This is a genomic window from Diaphorobacter sp. C33 (assembly GCF_030503915.1).
GTDB classification, from domain to species: Bacteria; Pseudomonadota; Gammaproteobacteria; order Burkholderiales; family Burkholderiaceae_C; genus Diaphorobacter; species Diaphorobacter nitroreducens.
This window is the reverse complement of the sequence record NZ_CP129980.1, coordinates 2,076,144-2,095,612: the sequence shown is the minus strand read 5'-3', so window position 1 is coordinate 2,095,612 and position 19,469 is coordinate 2,076,144. Positions and strand designations below refer to the sequence as shown.

Annotated in this window: 15 protein-coding genes; 11 read left to right on the top strand and 4 right to left on the bottom strand. The window is 70.5% G+C overall.

From position 1 onward, the window contains the following. The first annotated feature begins 12 nt into the window (after positions 1–12). Both orn and QY917_RS09880 read left to right on the top strand, forming a co-directional pair. Positions 13–591 carry an oligoribonuclease gene (gene orn / locus QY917_RS09885; RefSeq protein WP_047349842.1) on the top strand — a complete coding sequence of 193 codons (579 nt, stop codon included), beginning with the start codon at positions 13–15 and terminating at the stop codon, positions 589–591. A gap of 282 nt (positions 592–873) precedes the next feature. Further along, positions 874–2,751 carry a DEAD/DEAH box helicase gene (locus tag QY917_RS09880; protein WP_088886187.1) on the top strand — a complete coding sequence of 626 codons (1,878 nt, stop codon included), beginning with the start codon at positions 874–876 and terminating at the stop codon, positions 2,749–2,751. A 283-nt stretch (positions 2,752–3,034) separates the two neighbouring features. On the opposite strand, the gene QY917_RS09875 is transcribed toward QY917_RS09880, so the two are convergent. The 4 genes from QY917_RS09875 to QY917_RS09860 all read right to left on the bottom strand — a co-directional run bounded on the left by QY917_RS09875 (position 3,035) and on the right by QY917_RS09860 (position 6,243). Continuing rightward, positions 3,035–4,270 (bottom strand): multidrug effflux MFS transporter, encoded by a 1,236-nt coding sequence (locus QY917_RS09875; protein ID WP_123675850.1) that lies wholly within the window; start codon positions 4,268–4,270, stop codon positions 3,035–3,037. Positions 4,271–4,450: 180 nt separating this feature from the next. Continuing rightward, positions 4,451–4,939 (bottom strand): copper chaperone PCu(A)C, encoded by a 489-nt coding sequence (locus QY917_RS09870; RefSeq protein ID WP_123675851.1) that lies wholly within the window; start codon positions 4,937–4,939, stop codon positions 4,451–4,453. Positions 4,940–5,032: 93 nt separating this feature from the next. Then, positions 5,033–5,425, bottom strand: a complete 393-nt coding sequence (locus QY917_RS09865) for a DUF2946 family protein (RefSeq protein ID WP_123675852.1) — start codon at positions 5,423–5,425, stop codon at positions 5,033–5,035. A 77-nt stretch (positions 5,426–5,502) separates the two neighbouring features. After that, positions 5,503–6,243 (bottom strand): Crp/Fnr family transcriptional regulator, encoded by a 741-nt coding sequence (locus QY917_RS09860; RefSeq protein WP_288011829.1) that lies wholly within the window; start codon positions 6,241–6,243, stop codon positions 5,503–5,505. A gap of 75 nt (positions 6,244–6,318) precedes the next feature. Between QY917_RS09860 and QY917_RS09855 the strand changes: the two genes are divergently transcribed. The 9 genes from QY917_RS09855 (at position 6,319) to QY917_RS09815 (ending at position 19,437) form a co-directional block, all read left to right on the top strand. Then, on the top strand, positions 6,319–8,472 hold the full coding sequence (locus tag QY917_RS09855) for a TonB-dependent receptor (RefSeq protein ID WP_123675853.1): 2,154 nt from the start codon (positions 6,319–6,321) through the stop codon (positions 8,470–8,472). A gap of 10 nt (positions 8,473–8,482) precedes the next feature. Continuing rightward, the gene (locus QY917_RS09850) at positions 8,483–9,613 is read left to right on the top strand and encodes an ABC transporter substrate-binding protein (RefSeq protein ID WP_123675854.1); all 1,131 of its coding nucleotides are present in this window, start codon (positions 8,483–8,485) and stop codon (positions 9,611–9,613) included. Then, a complete protein-coding gene (locus QY917_RS09845; protein WP_123675855.1) occupies positions 9,598–11,550 on the top strand; it encodes a TonB-dependent siderophore receptor in 1,953 nt (650 codons plus the stop codon). Before QY917_RS09850 ends, QY917_RS09845 begins: the two co-directional genes overlap by 16 nt. Positions 11,551–11,635: 85 nt before the next feature. Then, a complete protein-coding gene (cobN, locus tag QY917_RS09840) occupies positions 11,636–15,646 on the top strand; it encodes a cobaltochelatase subunit CobN (protein ID WP_123675856.1) in 4,011 nt (1,336 codons plus the stop codon). A 13-nt stretch (positions 15,647–15,659) separates the two neighbouring features. After that, positions 15,660–16,205 (top strand): MotA/TolQ/ExbB proton channel family protein, encoded by a 546-nt coding sequence (locus tag QY917_RS09835; RefSeq protein WP_123675857.1) that lies wholly within the window; start codon positions 15,660–15,662, stop codon positions 16,203–16,205. Then, entirely contained in the window at positions 16,202–16,531 is a 330-nt protein-coding gene (locus QY917_RS09830; RefSeq protein WP_015914020.1) for a DUF2149 domain-containing protein, read from the top strand. The genes QY917_RS09835 and QY917_RS09830 overlap by 4 nt, the downstream gene beginning before the upstream one ends. Position 16,532: 1 nt before the next feature. Beyond that, positions 16,533–17,324 carry an ABC transporter permease gene (locus QY917_RS09825; RefSeq protein ID WP_123675858.1) on the top strand — a complete coding sequence of 264 codons (792 nt, stop codon included), beginning with the start codon at positions 16,533–16,535 and terminating at the stop codon, positions 17,322–17,324. After that, positions 17,321–18,154, top strand: a complete 834-nt coding sequence (locus QY917_RS09820; protein WP_123675859.1) for an ATP-binding cassette domain-containing protein — start codon at positions 17,321–17,323, stop codon at positions 18,152–18,154. Before QY917_RS09825 ends, QY917_RS09820 begins: the two co-directional genes overlap by 4 nt. Before the next feature lie 62 nt (positions 18,155–18,216). After that, positions 18,217–19,437 carry an NnrS family protein gene (locus QY917_RS09815; protein WP_302076604.1) on the top strand — a complete coding sequence of 407 codons (1,221 nt, stop codon included), beginning with the start codon at positions 18,217–18,219 and terminating at the stop codon, positions 19,435–19,437. Positions 19,438–19,469 lie beyond the last annotated feature (32 nt).

The following is a 19,469-nucleotide window of genomic DNA, read 5'->3' as shown; positions in this document are numbered from 1 at the left end:
ACAATTCCCGGCATGTCTGACACTGCCAACCCTACTGCTCCCGCGCTTGCCAAATCCGACCAGAACCTTGTCTGGCTGGACTGTGAAATGAGCGGCCTCAACCCCGAAACCGAACGCCTGCTGGAGATCGCCGTGGTCGTCACCAGTGCCGACCTCACGCTGCGCGTCGAAGGGCCGGTGTTCGCCATTCACCAGGCGGACGCGGTGCTGGACGGCATGGACGCCTGGAACAAGGGCACGCATGGCCGCAGCGGCCTCATTGACAAGGTGCGGGCCTCCACGGTCACCGAGGCCGATGCCGAGCGCGAGCTGCTCGCCTTCCTGTCGCGCTATGTACCCAAGGGCGTGGTGCCGATGTGCGGCAACAGCATTGGGCAGGACCGGCGCTTCCTGGTGAAGTACATGCCCAAGCTGGAGGCGTTCTTCCACTACCGCAATGTTGACGTGAGCACGCTGAAGGAGCTGGCCAAGCGCTGGAAGCCCGAGGCCTACAGCTCGTTCAAGAAGGCGCAGCGCCACACGGCCCTGGCCGATGTGCACGAATCCATCGACGAACTACTGCACTACCGCACGCATCTGCTGGCCGTTTGATCCCCGTTTGCGGGAAAACCCGAATCGTGCGACAATTACAGGCTTGCGTGAAAACGACTCCCAAACCCGACTGAAGGTTTGGCCGCATCGCGCAGCCCTTGCGCATCTCCCTTCTCACAATGGGTTGCGGGCCTTGAACGGTTTCCAGCGTTCCAGTGCCTGCGTCAATGACCCACCCGCCCAGCTCTCACTGCTGGTGCAGGTTTCGTTGGATGGTTGATGTTTTGATGAACCACTGACGAAGCCGCCGCGGGTTGCACCCGCGCGCTTCATACATACGACATGACAGACACCATGCACGTGCAGGGCGAGATCGCGCCTGCCCAATCCCCTATGGCCGCTTCGATTGAGGCGCCTGTTTCTCCGACCACCGCCGCGCCCGCTCTGCCCGCCGGCTTCATCGAACTGGGCCTTGCGCCCGAACTGGTGCAGGCTGTGGCCGACCTCGGCTACACCGAGCCCACGCAGGTGCAGACTCGAGCGATTCCTTTGGCCATGGGCTCGGGCGATGACGCGAGCTTCATCGATCTGATGGTCTCCAGCCAGACTGGCAGCGGCAAGACTGCGGCCTTCCTGCTGCCCGTGCTGCACACGCTGATTCGCCAACAGGCCGAGGCCGAAGTCGCTGAGCGCGCCGCCTTCGAGCGCGCCGCCGCCGAGGCGGCCGCGCGTGGCGAGGCTCCCCCAAAGCGCCCCAAGCGCAAGAACCCCACGCAGGCGCGCAACTTCAAGGCGGCGACGCCCGGTGCGCTGGTGCTGTGCCCCACGCGCGAACTGGCGCAACAGGTGGCGCACGATGCCATCGATCTGGTCAAGCACTGCAAGGGCCTGCGCATCGCCAACGTGGTAGGTGGCATGCCCTACCAGTTGCAGATCGCCAAGCTGCAGAATGCCAACCTGGTGGTGGCGACGCCGGGCCGCCTGCTGGACCTGCAGCGGTCGCAGCAGATCAAGCTGGACCAAGTGCAGTTCCTGGTGGTTGATGAGGCCGATCGCATGCTGGATCTGGGCTTCTCCGACGACCTGGCCGAGATCAACCAGCTCACCGCCCAGCGCAAGCAGACCATGATGTTCAGCGCCACCTTCGCGCCGCGCATCCAGCAGCTCGCCATGCGGGTGATGCACGACAACGGCGCGTCGGTGAAGAAGATCCAGATCGACACGCCGCAGGAAAAGCACGCCAACATCAAGCAGATGCTGTACTGGGCCGACAACGCGCAGCACAAGCGCAAGCTGCTGGACCACTGGCTGCGCGATGCCTCCATCGACCAGGCCATCGTGTTTGCCAGCACCCAGGTGGAGTGCGATGGTCTGGCCAATGACCTGCAGCAGGAAGGTTTCAGTGCCGTGGCTTTGCACGGCGCCCTGAGCCAGGGCCTGCGCAACCGCCGCCTAATGGCGCTGCGCAATGGCCAGGTGCAGATCCTGGTGGCGACCGACGTGGCCGCGCGCGGCATCGACGTACCGACCATCACCCACGTCTTCAACTTCGGCCTGCCCATGAAGGCTGAGGACTACACGCACCGCATCGGCCGTACGGGCCGCGCCGGCCGCGACGGTTTGGCCGTGACCTTTGCCGAGTTCCGCGACCGCCGCAAGATCTTCGACATCGAGGGCTACAGCCGCCAGCAGTTCAAGGCCGAGGTGGTCGCGGGCCTGGAGCCTACCCAGCGCTTCCCGCAAGGCGGCCGCGCCGACTTCGGCGGTCGTGGCGGGCGTGATGGTCACCGTGGCCCGCGCGAGCAGCGCTTTGGCCGCGGCGGCAGCGAGCGCGGCTTTGGTGATCGTGGTGGCTATGGCGACCGTGACCCACGTGGCAGCTTCGGCGACCGTGGCGGCTTCAATGACCGTGGCGGCTTTGCCGACCGCGGCCCGCGCGGCGCAGCCCCCCGTTCCGGTGAGGGCTATGGCGCACCGCGCGGTGGCGATCGTGGCAACAGCTTCGGCGGCCGCCGCGACGGTGAAGGCTATGGCCGCAAGAGCGGGTTTGGCGAAGCCTCCCGGTTTGGCGACGCCGGCCGCCATGGTGGTGGCCGCGGTGACGCTGCAGCACCCCGCGCAGACTTTGGCCGCAAGCCCGCGTTTGCCAAGCCGCAGGGCGCGGGCAAGCCGTTCGTACCCCACGGTGCCGGAAAGCGCCCGGCGCGCAACGACCGCTAAGCCGGCGGCGCGGACCCCATGACAAGCCAGCCCTCTCGTCCGGGGCTGGCTTTTTATTGCGCGCCAACTCCCCGCGAAGCGCACCGGGGCCGCGCTGCAGATTCGCCACCCTTTCCATCGGAGCCAGGCCCTGGGCCTCTCGAAGGTAGGCCATTGCGGCTTGAGGGGTGAGCTGCTGGACGTTGCCGTGCACCGAGCCGGCCCGGGGAGGTAGACGCAGAAGCTGCACGACTGCGGCGCCAGGGGCGCCGGTCGTCGCTGCACATGAGGCCGCGCGCCGCTCTCAGCCCACGTGCATGGTGTGGCGGCCGATGTCCGGCCAGCGGTGGTGCAGGTAGATCCAGGACACCAGCCCCACCAGCATCAGCAGCAGTGAGGCCGCCGCCAGCGCCAGGGCCGAATGCATGACCAGCGGCGCCACTACGCCCGCCACCAGGCCGTTGGCCGTGGCGCCCACGAATGCCTGCAGCGACGAGGCCATGCCCCGGCGCTGCGGGTACAGGTCCAGCACCAGCAGCGTGACCACGGGCACCATCAGGGCCCAGCCGAACGAGAAAATGCCGATGGGCCACAGCGCCCACGACACATGCGGCGCCAGCGCCAGGTTGGCGCCCAGGTTGAGCAGCGCCATCGCCAGCATGATCACGAAGCCGTGGCGGATCTGGCGCTTGGGCGGGATGCGACCGGCCAGCCGGCCGCTGGCCCAGGCGCCGCCCATGATGCCGGCGATGTTGATCACGAAGAACCAGAAGAACTCCGTGGGCCCCAGGCCCAGCAGCTCACCCAGGAAGGCCGGGGCCGACAGCACGTACAGGAACATGCCGTTGAACGGCACGCCGCTGGCCAGCGCCAGCAGGATGAAGCGTGGGCTGGTGCCCAGTTCCCAGTAGCCGCGCAGCAGGTGGCCCATGTGGATCGGCTGGCGCTTGTGCACGGGCAGCGACTCGGGCAGCAGGCGCCAGTTGGCCACCCACAGCAGCACGCCCACGCCCGTCAAAAACCAGAACACGCTGTGCCAGCCCAGGTGCACCGACAGCCAGCCGCCCACGATGGGCGCGATGGCCGGCGCCACGCCGAAGAAAATCGTCACCTGCGCCATGACGCGCTGCGCCTGCGTGGGCGGGAACATGTCGCGGATCACGGCGCGCGACACCACGATGCCCGCGCCGGCCGACAGGCCCTGCAGCGCACGGAACGCTACCAACTGTCCGATGCTCTGCGACAGCGCGCAGCCCAGGGAAGCGAGCGTGAAAACGGCCAGGCCGCACAGCACCACGGGCCGACGCCCGAAGCTGTCGGACAGGGAGCCATGGAACAACGTCATGAAGGCGAACGCGAACAGGTAGGCCGACAGCGTCTGCTGCATCTGCACCGGTGTGGCCTGCAGCGCGCCCGCGATGGCGGGGAAGGCGGGCAGGTACGTGTCGATGGCGAACGGCCCCACCATGCCCAGCAGAGCCAGCAGGATGGCCAGTGCCCAGCGCGGCGCGCGCCACAGGTGTTCCGCGTCAGAGTGCATGGTGTGGGAAATCGGGGGAGGGCGCGCAACGCAGGCGCCGTGCAAAGCGCCGCATTATCGGCCAACCCCCTCGTCCGCGCCCGCGATGGGTGCGTGTGGAAGCTATGCTATTGATAGCTGTCAGCGCTTGCTGTGCAAGCGCTAGAGGTCTAAAAAGCCTTCAGCCGTACTGGATGAGCCTCAATGGCCGCCGTGCGGCTTGCCATGGCCCATGGCCGGCGCGGCCGTGGCGCTGACAGCGCGCACGGGCGCCTGCAACTCCTGTGTCGTGCGTTGGCCGTCCTTGGCTTCGAAAACCAGCGTCAGGGGCACGGTCGAGCCTTGGGCGACGGGCTGCTTCAGGTCCAGCAGCATGATGTGGTAGCCGCCGGGCTTGAGTTCCACGGCCTGGCCGGCTGGCAGATCCAGCGCGGGCAGTGGGCGCATCTTCATCACGTTGTCCACGAGCTTCATTTCATGGACTTCGGTGACGCCGGCCACCGGGCTGCTGGCGCTGACCAGGCGGGCATCCTGCGCGGCCGTCAGGCGCATGAAGGCGCCGGTGGCCTTTTGCTGCGGCACCGTGGCGCGCACCCAGGCGTCCTGCACGGTGACCTGGGCGTGGGCTGCGCCGGCCACGAGCAGGGTGGCGGCGATTGCGATGCGGGAGACGAGCGATTGGGAGAACATGAAAAATCCTTGAATAAACGATGGGGCAGGCGGGCAGCGCTGCCGTGGTATGCGAGAAGAGTGCGGGTGCACGGTGGCCCGTGCCCGCCGTTTTCAAAACGGTGCGAGGGCGAGTGGCGCCGCAGGCGGGGCGCGCGGCGGGAAAGGCGCGCGGCTGAGCGCCGGTACATGGGTCTGGCGCACCACATCCGCAGATGGGACATGCGGGAGCTGCTGCAGGCCGCGCCACGGGGGTGCATCCAGAGCGGGCAGCAGGGGCGGCAGGCACAGGGCGCAGTCCAGCGCATGCGCGGGGTGGGAGGCATCGTTGGTGCCCACCGCGCTGTTGCCGCTGGCGGCAACCCAGCGCTCCTCGCCCGAGGCAGTGCAGACGCGCTCTAAATGGCCTGCCTGCACGAAGGGCGCTGCCGTCGCCACGCCCAGCGACACGGCAAAGCACGCCAACAACAGGCGTGCCAGGTGATGGGCGTTGCGCAGGATGTGCATGCTGGGCGCATTATCGGTGGGTGAGGGCGCGCCGGCCAGCCGCCAGCCACCCAAGTTGCGGTCCCGCGGCCAGAGCGTCAGAACGTGCGCGTGCCGGGCGCGGCGAGTTGTCGCAACTGGTGCGCATCGCACAGGCGCCAGGTGCGCCGCTCGCCGCGGATCCAGCCTTTGGCCTGCCACTGGGCGAGCAGGCGGTTCAGCGTCTCGGCGCGGATGCCCAGGCGCGCTGCCAGGTGCCGCTGGCTGGTGGGCAGCTCGACCGGCTCGCCGCCCTCGCTGCACCGCGCCACCAGGTAGGCGGCCAGGCGCTGCTGCGCATTGCTGCTGGTGAGCCAGTCCACCTCGTTCACGCAGTGGTACAGGCGCAGGCTCAGCGATTCCAGCAGCCGCAGCGCCAGCAGCGGGTGGCGCTCGCACGCCGTGCGCAACGCCTGCCGGGGAATGCGCCAGACCCGCGTGGCGCCTTGCGCGCGCGCCGTCATCGGATAGAGCCCGTGCGGCATGAACATGGCCGCCTCGGCCACCCACTGCCCGGGGGTGAAACAGTGCAGCATGCGCTCCTCGCCCGTGGCGTCATAGCGCAGCACTTCCACGGCACCTTGCGCCACCAGCAGGCAGTGGCAGGCGGCTTCGCCTTCGTGGAACAGCGTTTCCCCATCAGAGTGCGTGCGCGCGAGGGCATGCTGGGCCAGATCCTGCAATGCCGGCGCCGGCAAGCCCTGCAGCAGCGCGTTCGTGCCCAACAGGCTGCTCGCCTCTCTGAAGCCGCTCTGTTGCGCGTCCGCCGCGCCGCCCGGGGTCGCGTTGATAAAAGTCATTTCATATTCCGGTTATGTGGTGGCATGCTTTGAGAATACGAATGAATCGCATTTATTTCAAATTCTCTCACTTTCATGCCGCCGCACCACCTTCCTTCCCTTCGCTCCAGTCTTCGTGCATGGACCCGCACGACGGCCCCCGCCCTGGCGCTGCTGTGCCCGCTGGCGATGGCGGCCGAGCCTGCTCCGGCGCAACTGCCCACGGTGACCGTGCGTGCCGAGGGCGATGCCGATGCGGCCGCGCCGCTGCGCCCCTCCGTGGCGGCGGAGCAGCAGCGACTGGACCGCGTTCCCGGCGGGACCAACCTGGCCACTCCGCAGCAGGAGACGCGCCTGGCCACGCTGCGCGACGCCCTGGACTACCAGCCGGGCATCGTGATCCAGGACTTCTTTGGTGCCACGGACCAGCCGCGCCTGTCCATACGCGGGTCGGGCATCCAGAGCAACCCGCTGAACCGCGGCGTGCTGCTGCTGCAGGACGGACTGCCGCTGAACGACGCCGATGGCTCCTTCATCATCGGCCTGGTGGAGCCGCGCAATGCCGCGTTGGTCAGCGTGCGCCGCGGCGCCAACACGCTCACGCCGGGCGCGACCACGCTCGGGGGCGAGTTGGACTTCCAGTCGCTCACGGGCGCCGACGAGCGGGGCCGCGTGCGCACCGAGGTGGGCAGCTTTGGCCGCCAGGCGCTGCAGGGCGCCGTGGGCCTGCAGGGCGCGCAGTGGGATGGGCGCATCAGCGTGAGCGGCGACCGTTACGACGGCTACCGCCACCATTCGGCGTCGCAGCGCGATGCGCTGCATGCCAACGTGGGGTTCCAGGCCGCCGGCGGGTTCGAGAACCGCACCTACCTGTCGTGGACCGATCTGGACTTCGACATCCCCACCGTCGTGCCCAAGGACCGCGTGCGCACCCAGCCGCGCGGTGTGATGGGCGACGGCGCCACGCCGCAGGACCAGTTGCTCAACGTCTACCGCCGCGACCCGCGCCGTGAAGCCACGCAGCTGCGCCTGGCCAACCGCTCGCGCTGGGGTGACGATGCGCTGCGCCAGGAGCTGGGCGTCTACTGGCAGGACACGGACGACCTGTTCAACAACCAGACCAGCTACACCATCACCCGCAGCCGCACGGCAGGTGCGCAGTGGCAGGCCAGCGGGCAGACGGCCGGTCCCCTGGCCTGGCGCGCGGCGCTGGGCTGGTCGCGCAGCCGCATGGACCGTGATCTGGATGCCACCAGCCCCGTGAACGGGGCAGCGCTGCAGCGCTTTGGCGCCTATGACCTCACGGCCGACAACCTGCAGGCGCTGCTGGCGGCCGACTGGCGCCTGGCGCCGGCATGGACGCTGGTCGGTCAGTGGGGCTGGAGCCACCAGACACGCGACGCCGCCAGCCGCCTGGACGGCCGCACGCTGCAACAGCAGTGGAGCTTTTCCACGCCCAAGGTGGGGGTGAACTGGACGCCCACGCCGGCCGTGCGCTGGTGGGCCAACTTGAGCCGCAGCCAGGAGGCGCCCACATTCTGGGAGATCGTCTCCGCCACCGTAGCGCCCAACGCCCCCGCGGCGGCCAGCAGCGAGCTGGTGCGGCTGGACCTGCAGCGCGCCACCACCTTCGAGGTCGGTGGGCAAGGCCGCTGGGGCGAGGGTGCCCGTGCCCTGCACTGGACGGCTGCCGTGTACCGCAGCCAGGTGGCCGGCGAACTCATGAGCACCACCGATGCCAACGGCATCAAGGTGGGCACCTACAACTACGCCGGCGGCACGCGCCACCAGGGCGTGGAGGCAGGGCTGTCGGGCAGTTGGCCGCTGGGCATGGGCGCACTCGACTGGCGTGGCTCCTGGACGTACAGCGACTTCCGCTTCAAAGACGGCATCTACGCCGGCAACCGCATCGCCGGCGTGCCGCGCCACTTGATCAATGCCGAGGTGCTGTGGCGCGTCGCCACGGGTGCGGGTGTCTGGCGCATGGGTCCCAGCCTGCGCTGGATGCCCACCGACACGCCCACCGACCACGCCAACACCGCCGGCAGCGAGCAGGACACCTACGCGCTGCTGGGCTTCAAGCTGGAATGGAAGAGCGGCCCCTGGACGGCCTACCTGCAGGCCGACAACCTCACCGACCGGCGCTACGCCAGCAGCTATGCCATTCGCAACCAGGCCACGGCCGCGCAGCCGGGCTACCTGCCGGGCCTGGGCCGCAACGTGGCGGCGGGCGTGAGCTACCAGTTCTGAGGGCGATGCGATGCTGACGAACCCTGTGCAGTCCGTTGACCAGGGCCGCCGCCGCCTGCTGCAGACCTCGGGTGCGTTCGCGCTCGCCGGGTTGCCGGCATGGGGCGCGGCGGCTCCCGCTGCGCCTGCCGCTCCTGCCGCGCCGCTGGCCCGCCTGGTGCTGGCCGGGCCGCCAGCCATCGTCTCGGCGCCCCTGATCCACATGGCCGAGACTCAGGCGCTGGCGGGCGTGGCCGAGCGTGTGGAGTTCACCCCCTGGCGCGACCCCGACCAGCTGCGCGTGATGGCCTTGGGCCGCAAGGCGGATGTGCTGGCCATGCCCAGCAACGTGGCGGCCAACCTCTACAACCGTGGCGCGGGCGTCACGCTGCTGAGCATCTCCACCTGGGGCGCGCTGTGGATCGTCACGCGTGATGGCGCGCGGCGCACGCTGGCGGATTTTCGCGGCGAGGAAATCGCCGTGCCTTTCCGCGGCGACATGCCGGATCTGATGCTGCAACTGCTTACAGCCCGGCAGGGGCTGGACGTGCGGCGCGACTTCCGCGTGCGCTACGTGCCCACGCCCATGGAAGCCATGCAGTTGCTCATCACACGCCGGGTGCGCCATGCGCTGCTGTCGGAGCCCGCCGTGTCCCTGGCGCTGCGCAAGACGCAGTCCTTTCCCCTCGGGCTGGTGGCGCCCGAGCTGCACCGCGGCGCCGACCTGCAGCAGGAATGGGGCCGTGTGTTCCAGCGCGCGCCGCGCATCCCGCAGGCGGGCATTGCCGCCGTGGGCGCCCTGCGCGGGCAAGGCGCCGCGCTCGCGGCCGTGGACGCAGCCTATGCGCGCTCCGTCGCCTGGTGTCGCGCCCATCCCCAGGAGTGCGGCCGCATGGTGGCCGCACGCATCGACCTGCTGACCCCCGACGCCGTGGCCGACGCGCTGGCCACCAGCCAGCTGGACGCAGTCCCGGCGCAGCGGGCGCGCGCCGAGGTCGACTTCTTCTTCCAGCAACTGCTCGCGCGCGACCCTGCGCTGCTGGGCGGGCGGCTGCCCGACTCCGGTTTCTTCCACTCTCCCGCCCAGCCCCACGCCAGCAATGCGGCGCCAGCGTCCAGCCACTGCGGTCTTTCCTCAGGACGTTCATGCCACACCACTTGATCCATGTGACCCTTTGCCGTCGCCATCCGCTGGCCCTGGCCGCCTTGCTGTGCCTGTCGGGCGCCGCGCGTGCCCAGGCCGCGGCCGAGGCCCCGGCCGCCACCGCCCTGGCGCCCGTCACCGTGACCGCAACACTGACCGAGCAGGACGCCCGCACGGCGCCCGCCAGCGTCACCGTGATCACCGCGCAGGACCTCGCCGAGCGCAACGCGGCCGACCTGCTGGACGCCGTGCGCGGCGCGCCGGGCATCACCTTCAGCGCGCGCCAGGTGGGCGGGCGCAAGACGCTCGCGCTGCGCGGGCTGGAGGGCAAGCACACGCTCACACTCATCGACGGGCGGCGCATCAGCGCGAGCGACGACGTGATCGGCCATTCCGACTACCAGTACGGCTGGCTGCCGGTGTCGGCCATCGAGCGTGTGGAAATCATCCGCGGGCCGATGTCGGCGCTGTACGGGTCCGAGGCGCTGGGCGGCGTGGTCAACATCATCACGCGCAAGCCGGGCGACCGCTGGATCGGCTCGCTGGGCTTCAACGCCGCCTTCCCCGCCGGCGGCGAGGCCGCGGCCGAAGGGGGCGCCTCGCTGTTTGCGGCGGGCCCACTGAACGACCGGCTGCGCCTGTCGGTGAATGCCGAGTACGCCCACCGCGACGCCGTGGCGCAGCGCGAGGACCCGCGCTACAGCGAGATCGAGGGGCGCAAGCCGCGCAGCCTGGGGCTGAACGCCGAGCTGGACCTGGCGCCCGGCCACCGGCTGGAGGCCGGCGTGACCGATGGCGAGGAACGGCGCTTTTACGACGACGTGAGCGGCGCGCGCCCCTATGCCAACCGCTATGACCTCGACCGCCGCCAGACGCACGTGGGGTGGAAGGGCGAGATAGGCGCCTGGAAGGCGCAGGCACGCGCCTACCGCAGCGAGATCAGCGTGCGCAACAGCCGCACCAACGGCGTCAGCCCCACGCGGGCGCAGGACATGACGGACGATGTGGTGGACGGCCACGCCACCACCCGCTGGGGTGGCCACCAGGTCACCGTGGGCGGCGAGTGGCGCAATGAAGAGCTGGTGAATTCCGGCCTGCTGAACGGCCGCGACGACGTGTCGCACAAGGCCCTGTTCGTGCAGGACGAGTTCGCGCTGGGCACGAACCTGCTGGCCACGCTGGGCCTGCGCGCGGACCACCACGGCATCTTCGGCTCCGAGCTGAGCCCCCGCGCCTACCTGGTGTGGGAAGCCAGCCCCGCGCTGGTGGTCAAGGGCGGCCTGGGACACGCCTTCAAGGCGCCCACGCTCAAGCAGATCTCGCCGAACTACGTGGGCGCCGAGGGGCCGCACACCTTCCGGGGCAACGCCGACATCCAGCCGGAGACCTCCAACTCCTTCGAGATCGGGGCCGACTGGCAGGTCAGCCCCGCTTGGTCGCTGCGCGCCACCGCGTTCCATACCGAGGTCAAGCAGCTCATCACCTACCGCCTGATCCAGCAGGTGGGCACGCGCCGCACCTACCTCTACGACAACGTGGACGCGGCGCGCATCCAGGGCCTGGAGGCCGGCTTCACCTGGGCCATCACCGACGCGCTGCGCTGGAGCATGGACGCCACGCTGCTGCGCACCCGTGACAAGGCCACGGGCGAGCGCCTGTCCGACCGGCCCGACACCAGCGTGGCCTCGCGCCTGGCATGGCGCGTGGCGGGCTGGGACGCGCAGCTGGGCGCCGAGTACACGGGCCGCCAGACCAGCTCCGGTCAGCGCCTGCCCGCTTACACGCTGTGGAACGCGAGCGTGGGGCGCGCCTGGGCGCTGGGCGCGCACCAACGTCTGAACCTGCGCGCCGGCCTGGAGAACCTGGGCGACCTGCGCCTGGCGGAGAAGTCCCCCGCGTTCGGCTATGCCGAGCAGGGCCGCCGCGTCTTCGTGAGTGCGCGGCTGGATTTCTGAACGCTTTGCGCGGGCGGTATTGTTTTGATAGCTGTTCGCGCTTGATACACAAGGGCTGGAGGCCGATTTGCTTAAAAAATGGTTGATGGGCCTGATGCTGCTGCTTACGGGCGCGGCGCAGGCGGCATCGGTGCTGTTCATTGCCACGGGCAACGTACCGGCTGGCAAGTTCCATCAGTTGGCCGAGATCGCGCGCCCGCACGGGCTGACCGTGGAGGTGCGCTTCCTGGGCAGCCTGCCCGCCGACGTGGACGGCGGGCTGTGGCGTGGGCATGACGCGGTGTTCTTCGACAGCTACCTGCAGGACGAGGTGCGCGCGCGGCTCACGCGCGCGCTGCCCGCCCTGGCAGTGCCGCATGCCTGGCTGTACGACGCGCGTCCCGCCTGGGGCGGCGGCCTGCCCGAGGCCGTGGCGCAGCGGCTCGTGCGCTACTACGCCAGCGGCGGGCGCCAGAACTTCGAGGGGTTCTTCGCCACGCTGGCGGCGCAGCTGCAGGGGCGCGACGCGCTGGCCGCCGCTGCGCCGCCCGTGGTGTTCCCCAAAACCGGCATCTACCACCCGCGCGCGCCGGGCCTGGTGACGGCCGACCCCGCCGCCTACCTGCGCGCGCAGGGCGTCGACCCCACGGACGGCCAGCGCCGCCCCGTGGTCGCCATCGCCCTGCACCAGCAGTACATCGCCTCGATGCAGACGGCATTCATCGACGACCTCATCGCGCGCATCGAAGCCGCCGGCGCCACGGCGCTGGCGTTCTACACGCCCATGCTCGACCCGGGCGGCGTCACGCGCGTGCTGCAGCCCGGCGGCGCGGGCACGCCGGTGCTGGCCGACGTGCTCATCAACACGCAGATCATGTTGAACGCCGACGAGCGGCGCGCCGAGTTCACGCGGCTGGGCATGCCCGTGCTGCAGGCCATGCCCTACCGGCGGGGCGACGAGGCCCAGTGGGCCGACAGCCCGCAGGGCGTGGCCCTCATGGACGTGCCCTTCTACCTGGCCCAGGCCGAGTACGCGGGCGTGGTGGACATCCAGGTGGCCGCCGCCACGCGCGCGGGGGACGAGCAGGTCGTGCCCATCGCCGCGCAGGCCGCCGCCGTCGTCGGCAAGGCGATCAACCTGGTGGCGCTGCAGCGCAAGGCGAACGCCGACAAGCGCATCGCCGTGTTCTTCTGGAATTACCCGCCGGGGGAGAAGAACCTGTCGGCCTCGTTCCTCAACGTCCCGCGCAGCCTGCAGGCCACGCTGGCCGCGCTGCGCGGCGCGGGCTACGACACCCAGGCCGCGGACGAGCAGCCGCTGATCGCGCAGTTGCAGCGCCTGCTCGCGCCCGCCTACCGCGACGATATGTTGGCGCCCTTGCTGCGCGATGGTCTGGCCGACCGCCTGCCGATGCAGGAATACCGCGCCTGGCTCGCCACGCTGCCCGCGGCCACGCGCAATGCGCTGCACAAGAGCTGGGGGGCGCCCGAGGACTCGTCGATGGTGGTGCGCGAAGGCGGCCAGGCGTTCTTCGTCATCCCGCGCCTCATGCTGGGCAAAGTGGCGCTGCTGCCGCAGCCGCCGCGCGGCGAAAAGTGGGCAGACAAGGAGAAGTCGCTCTACCACTCCACCAGCGCCTGGCCTTCCCACCACTACCTGGCCGTGTACCTGTGGGCGCGGCGGAACGTGGGCGATGCCTTCGTGCACTTCGGCACGCACGGCAGCCAGGAATGGCTGCCGGGCAAGGAGCGCGGCCTGGCCGTGACCGACCCTGGCATGCTGGCCGTGGGTGATGTGCCCGTGGCCTACCCCTACATCGCCGACAACATCGGCGAGGCGCAGCAGGCGCGCCGGCGCGGGCGCGCGGTGATCGTGAGCCACCAGACGCCGCCGTTTCAGCCCGCGGGGCTGCATGCGCAGCTCACCGCGCTGCACGACCTGCTGCACGCCTGGGTGGCGCAGGACGAGGGTGCGGTGAAGGAGCGCATCGCCGCCGATCTGCTGGGGGGCGCCGAGAAGCAGCGCATCGTGGCCGACATGGGGCTCACCGCCGCGCAGGCGCGCGCCGACTTCGCGGGCTTCGTCAACCAGTTGCATGCGCACCTGCACGAACTGGCCGAGACCGCCCAGCCCCTGGGCCTGCACGCGCTGGGCACCGCGCCGGCCGACGCGCACCGCCTGGGCACCGTACTGCTGATGCTGGGCCGCCCCTACTGGGAGGCTGCCGCGCGCCATGCGGGCACACCGGCCGAGGACATCGACGAAGCCCTGGTGGGCGACTACGAGCGCATGGCGCAGACCGTGCCCTACCGCCTGCTGGCGCGCCATCTGCTGGAGGGCGAAGCCGACGACGCGCTGCCCGCGCCGCTGCGAGACCACATGGCCCAGGCGCGGCAGTGGTGGCAGGCCATCGGCGCACAGAACGAACTGCCGGCGCTGCTCGCCGTGCTGGCGGGGCGGCACCTGCCCACGTCCTACGGCGGCGATCCGCTCAAGAACCCCGACGCCTACCCGACGGGCCGCAACCTGTATGGCTTCGACCCTTCGCGCGTGCCTACCCCGCAGGCCTGGGAGGCCGGCAAGCAGGCCGCCGAGCAGCTCATTGCCGCCTACCGCGAACAGCATGGCGGCACCGCGCCCACCAAGGTCACCTTCTCGCTCTGGTCGGTGGAAACCATGCGCCACCAGGGCCTGCTGGAGGCGCAGGCGCTGTGGCTCATGGGGGTGGAGCCGGTGTGGGACCAGGGCGGGCGCGTCACCGGCATGCGGCTGGTGCCGCGCAAGCAGCTCGCCCGCCCGCGGGTGGACGTGGTGCTGTCGGCCACCGGCCTGTATCGCGACCATTTCCCCAACGCCATGCAGCAGCTTGCGCGCGCCGCGCAGCTGGCCGCGCAGGCCGACGAGCCCGACAACCCCGTGGCGGCCAACGCCCGCGCCATCGCCGAGCGGCTGCGCGCGCGCGGCATGGCGGAGGGCGCGGCGCTGCGCGCGGGCCAGACACGTATCTTCTCTTCCGAGTCGGGCCGCTACGGCACGGGGCTGGACGACGCGGTGCTGGCCACCGACACCTGGCAGGGCAACGCCGAGGGCGACCGCAAGCTCGCGCAGCTCTATCTCTCGCGCATGCAGTACGCCTACGGGCCCGACGAGTCCGAGTGGGGCAGCCTGCCTGCCGCGCAACGCGGCGGCAAGGACGGGACGGGCAACCTCTATGCCGAGCACCTGCGCGGCACGCAGGCCGCCGTGCTCTCGCGCAGCTCCAATACCTACGGCATGCTGACCACCGACGACCCGTTCCAGTACCTGGGCGGCATTGCGCTGGCCGTGCGCCACCTCGACGGCAAGGCTCCGCAGCTGCTCATCAGCAACCTGCGCGGGCCGGGCAGCGGGCGCGTGGAAGGCGCGGCGCAGTTTCTCGCCAAGGAGCTGGCGACGCGCCAGTTCCACCCCGGCTACATCCAGGGCCTGATGAAGGAAGGCTACGCGGGCACGCTGCAGGTGCTGGACGCCACCAACAACTTCTGGGGCTGGACGGCCGTAGCGCGTGAGATCGTGCGCGACGACCAGTGGCAGGAGATGGCCGACGTCTACGTGCGCGACAAGCACCGCCTGGGCCTGGATGCCTGGTTCGAGCAGCACAACCCGCACGCCCTGGCGCAGACCATCGAGCGCATGCTGGAGGCCGCGCGCCAGGGCTACTGGCAGGCCGATGCGCAAACGCTGCAGACCCTCAAGAGCCGCTGGCGCGACCTGTCGCGGCGCTTCGACGTGCGCAGCGACAACGCGCACTTTGCGTCCTTCGTTGCCGAGGGGGCGCCGCAGGCCGCCGCGATGGGCTTCGGCCTGCAGTCGCCTGCGCGCGCCGCGCGTCCCACGGCAACGCCATCCGTGGCCCCGCAAGCGCCGACGGTGCCTGAGCCGCAGGCCCCGCCCGATCCGGCCCCCGAACCCGTGCCGCCACCGCCCACGGTAACGGGCATGCGCCTGGCACCCGTGGAGCCGGTGCAGCCCCCCCGACCTACGCTGGCCACGGTCGCGCTGGGGCTGCTGCTTGCGGCCATCACCGCGGCGGGCGCCCTGCGCCAGCGCCGGCGCACCCTTGTTCCATCCCATTGAACCTCGATACACCATGACCAATCCGATCGAATCGGCGATGTACGTCGCCAGCCAGCTTTTCCTCTATCCCGTGCTCATCGCCATCGCGCTGCTGTTCGTGCATGCGTTCTATGCGCTGGGGGCCTTCGCATGGCAGGCGTGGCAGCGCCACCGGGGCCAGCCCGGGGGGTTTGAACTGGCCGCCGCGCGGGCGCGCAATCCGGCGCTTTCGCTGATCGACCTGGAGGCGCTGGCCACGAAGCGGCTGGAGTTCGCCCGCATTGCCACCCGCGTGGCGCCCATGCTGGGCCTGGTGGCCACCATGATCCCCATGGGGCCTGCGCTCATGGCACTGGCCGACGGGCAACTGGCCGACGTCTCGCGCAACCTCATGGTGGCGTTCTCGGCGGTGATCCTTGCGCTGCTGGCGGCGGCCATCAGTTATGCCGTGGTCAACGTGCGCCGGCGCTGGTATGCCGTGGACCTGGCCCTCATCGAACAGCGTGCGCCGGTGCAGCCGCCCGCGCCGGCGCCCGTGCACGACCCCGTGGCCGCGCTGGCGATGGAGGGGGTGCAATGAGCCGCCTGCGCCTGCTGGACGACACGGAGACGGATGACCCCATCCTCTCGGTCGTCAACCTCATCGATGTGTTCCTGGTCATCATCGCGGCGCTGCTGCTGGCGGTGGCCAACAGTGCGGTCAATCCCTTTGGCAGCGAATCGGTCACCGTCATCAAGAACCCCGGCCAGCCCAGCATGGAGGTGATCGTGAAGGACGGCCGCAAGATCGACCGCTACCGCGCCAGCGGCGAGATCGGGGAGGGCGAGGGCGCCAAGGCCGGCGTGGCCTACCGGCTCAAGGACGGCTCCATGGTCTACGTGCCCGAGCCGGGGGAGGGCGGCTGACATGGGTCTTGCCTGGCGCTGGCTGCGCGGCATTCCCGCGTACCTCTGGAGCGGCTGGGGCGCGGTTGCCAGCCTGCTGCTGTTCGTGGCGCTGTGGGAGCTGGGCGCGGGCTTGTATGGCCCGCTGATCCTGCCCGACCCGATGACCACCTTCGCCACCCTCTGGGGCCTGGTGCAATCGGGCGTTGCCTGGCCCGAGCTGGCCGTGACCGCGCGGCGTGCGCTTGCCGGCCTGCTGCTGGCGGTGACCGTGGGCAGTGCGCTGGGGCTGCTGGCGGGGCTGTCGATGACGGCCTCGATGATGGCGCGGCCCTGGGTCACGCTGCTGCTGGGCATGCCGCCCATCGCCTGGCTGGTGCTGGCCATGCTGTGGTTCGGCGCGGGGGATGGCACGCCGGTGTTCACGGTGTTCGTGGCCTGCCTGCCGGTGGTGTTCATCGGCGCGCTGCAGGGCACGCGCACGCTGGACCACCACCTCAAGGACATGGCGCGCGCCTATCGCCTGCCCTGGCGCATGCGCCTCACCGATCTGTACCTGCCGCATGTGGCGGCGTACCTCTTCCCCGCGTGGATCACGGCGCTGGGCTCGTCGTGGAAAGTGGCCGTGATGGCCGAACTGCTGGCCACCAGCGACGGCGTGGGCGCGGCGCTGGCGGTGACGCGCTCGCACCTGGACACGGGCGCATCGCTGGCCTGGATCTGCGCCGTCGTGGGCAGCCTGCTGGTGCTGGAGTACGCGCTGCTGGAGCCCGTCAAGCGCGAGCTGGAGCGTTGGCGGGGAGCGGGCACATGAGCGGCCTGCAGATTGAGGCGCTGCACCACGCCTACGGGCCGGCGATGGTGTTGCAAGGCATCGATTTGCAGGTGCCACCAGGGCGCATCGTTGCGCTGGTGGGCCCCTCGGGCTGCGGCAAGACCACGCTGCTGCACCTGTGCGCCGGCTTGCTGGCGCCGCAGCAGGGCCGCATCGAGCAGCCCCTGCAGCCCACCGCGGTGATGTTCCAGCAGCCGCGGCTGCTGCCGTGGATGACCACCCGCGACAACATTGCACTGGGCCTGAAGGCCCGAGGGGTCGCGCGAGCCGAGCGCCACCGCCAGGCCGCCGAGATGGCGCAGGCGCTGGGTCTGCCGGTTGCGGCGCTGGCGCAGTACCCGGCCGAGTTGTCGGGCGGCATGCAAAGCCGTGCCGCGCTGGCGCGCGCGCTGGTACTGGCACCTGCGCTGCTGCTGATGGACGAGCCCTTTGCCGCGCTGGATGTGGGCTTGCGCAGCCAGTTGCACCAGTTGCTGCTGGCCCGGCAGGCACACACGGGCATGGCCGTGCTGCTGATTACCCACGACCTGATGGAAGCCGTTCGGCTGGCGGACGAGGTGCTGGTGATGGCCGCATCGCCGGGCCGCATCGTGGCGCGCTACCACCCGCCCGGCGCGGCGGTAGCGCGTGGCGACGCGCTGGTGCACCGCTGCGCGGCGGAGTTGCAGCAGCATCCCGCGGTGCGTGCCGCGTTCGGGTTGCCCGACAGGGCGGGCTCCGCCACGGACGCGGAGGACAGCGTGGCGGCTGCGGGCACGTGGCACGCCACCGCCGCCATGGTCGGCGGGCCGCAGCGCAGTGGTTGTTGAATTTGATATGAAAAATGCCGCCAGCCATTGCAGGGCAAGCGCGAGCAGCTCCTTTTTTTGAAATGAATCACCCCGCGAACCTGCTGCGCAGCGGCCACCCCATCTGGATGTGCGGCATGCGCCCCTTCTTTGTATTGACCATGGCGTCGGCCATCGGCTTGCTGGGCTGGTGGGCCTTCGTGCTGGCCCTGGGCTGGCCCGTGCCCCGGGTGGTCGGCGGGCCGCTGGTGTGGCATGTGCATGAGCTGGTCTACGGCTTTGCCATGGCGGCGGTGGCGGGCTTTGCGTTGACGGCGCTGCCGGAGTTCACCGGCAGGCCTGGCGCCACGCGAAGCCAGTTGCGCGCGCTGGTGCTGCTGTGGCTGTGCGGTCGGCTGGGGTTCTGGGTGTCAGGCCATGCCGGCGGTGTGGCGTTGTGGCTGGCGGCCGCGGCGCAAGTGGGCCTGCCGCTGGCGCTGCTGGCGGTGTTGGCACCCGCGCTGCGCAGCCCGCAAGGGCGACGGCACGGGTCGTTTGGCGTGCTGCTGCTGGCTCTGGCAGGAACGGCGGCGGGCTTCTACGCCGATGCGCTGCGCGGCATGGCGGGGCTGCGGTGGCTGCATGCGGCGCTGGGCGTGCTCATGTTGCTCATCGTGGTGGCGGCCAGCCGCATTTCGATGCGCATCGTGAACCGCGCCATCGAGGAGGTCACGCCGGGTGCCGCTCCCTACGTGGCCCGCCCGCCGCGGCGCCACCTGGCGGCACTGTGCATCACGTTGTACACCGCGGCCGAGTTCCTGCGCCCGGCGAGCGCGCTGGCGGGCTGGCTGGCGCTGGCTGCCTCGGCGGCGGTCTTTCACCTGATGGGTGACTGGCACGTCGGTGCCGCCCTGTGGCGTCGGCGGTTTCCGCTGCTGCTCTACGCCATGTACGCCTGCATGGCCCTGGGCTATGGCGCGCTGGGGCTGGCGCATCTGGGTGTCCTTCCCGGCACCGCTGCAGGCCGGCACCTGATGGGCATGGGCACCGTGGGGCTGGGCATTTACGTGGTGATCGCCATCGCCGGGCGTGCCCACGCCGGTCTGGCACCGGACCCCGGGCGGTGGGTGCCCCTGGGCGCGGCCGCGCTGCTGGTGGCGACGGCCGTGCGTGCGGCCGCTGGCGGGATGGGCGGGGGAGGTGGTTGGCTGGCCCTGGCGGCTGCAGGTTGGTGCCTGGCCTTCCTGGCGGTTCTGTGGCGCATCGGCCCGCCGCTGTGGCGGCCGCGCAGCGATGGGCGCCAGGGGTGCGATGGGCCTGAATAGGTGGGGAGGAGAAGGCCCGCATCAAACGGGCA

Excerpts from the sequence above, each read along its gene's own strand:
- orn (WP_047349842.1), top strand. The coding sequence starts at position 13 with ATGTCTGACACTGCCAACCCTACTGCTCCCGCGCTTGCCAAATCCGAC.
- QY917_RS09880 (WP_088886187.1), top strand. The coding sequence starts at position 874 with ATGACAGACACCATGCACGTGCAGGGCGAGATCGCGCCTGCCCAATCC.
- QY917_RS09875 (WP_123675850.1), bottom strand. The coding sequence starts at position 4,270 with ATGCACTCTGACGCGGAACACCTGTGGCGCGCGCCGCGCTGGGCACTG.
- QY917_RS09870 (WP_123675851.1), bottom strand. The coding sequence starts at position 4,939 with ATGTTCTCCCAATCGCTCGTCTCCCGCATCGCAATCGCCGCCACCCTG.
- QY917_RS09865 (WP_123675852.1), bottom strand. The coding sequence starts at position 5,425 with ATGCACATCCTGCGCAACGCCCATCACCTGGCACGCCTGTTGTTGGCG.
- QY917_RS09860 (WP_288011829.1), bottom strand. The coding sequence starts at position 6,243 with ATGACTTTTATCAACGCGACCCCGGGCGGCGCGGCGGACGCGCAACAG.
- QY917_RS09855 (WP_123675853.1), top strand. The coding sequence starts at position 6,319 with ATGCCGCCGCACCACCTTCCTTCCCTTCGCTCCAGTCTTCGTGCATGG.
- QY917_RS09850 (WP_123675854.1), top strand. The coding sequence starts at position 8,483 with ATGCTGACGAACCCTGTGCAGTCCGTTGACCAGGGCCGCCGCCGCCTG.
- QY917_RS09845 (WP_123675855.1), top strand. The coding sequence starts at position 9,598 with ATGCCACACCACTTGATCCATGTGACCCTTTGCCGTCGCCATCCGCTG.
- cobN (WP_123675856.1), top strand. The coding sequence starts at position 11,636 with ATGGGCCTGATGCTGCTGCTTACGGGCGCGGCGCAGGCGGCATCGGTG.
- QY917_RS09835 (WP_123675857.1), top strand. The coding sequence starts at position 15,660 with ATGACCAATCCGATCGAATCGGCGATGTACGTCGCCAGCCAGCTTTTC.
- QY917_RS09830 (WP_015914020.1), top strand. The coding sequence starts at position 16,202 with ATGAGCCGCCTGCGCCTGCTGGACGACACGGAGACGGATGACCCCATC.
- QY917_RS09825 (WP_123675858.1), top strand. The coding sequence starts at position 16,533 with ATGGGTCTTGCCTGGCGCTGGCTGCGCGGCATTCCCGCGTACCTCTGG.
- QY917_RS09820 (WP_123675859.1), top strand. The coding sequence starts at position 17,321 with ATGAGCGGCCTGCAGATTGAGGCGCTGCACCACGCCTACGGGCCGGCG.
- QY917_RS09815 (WP_302076604.1), top strand. The coding sequence starts at position 18,217 with ATGAATCACCCCGCGAACCTGCTGCGCAGCGGCCACCCCATCTGGATG.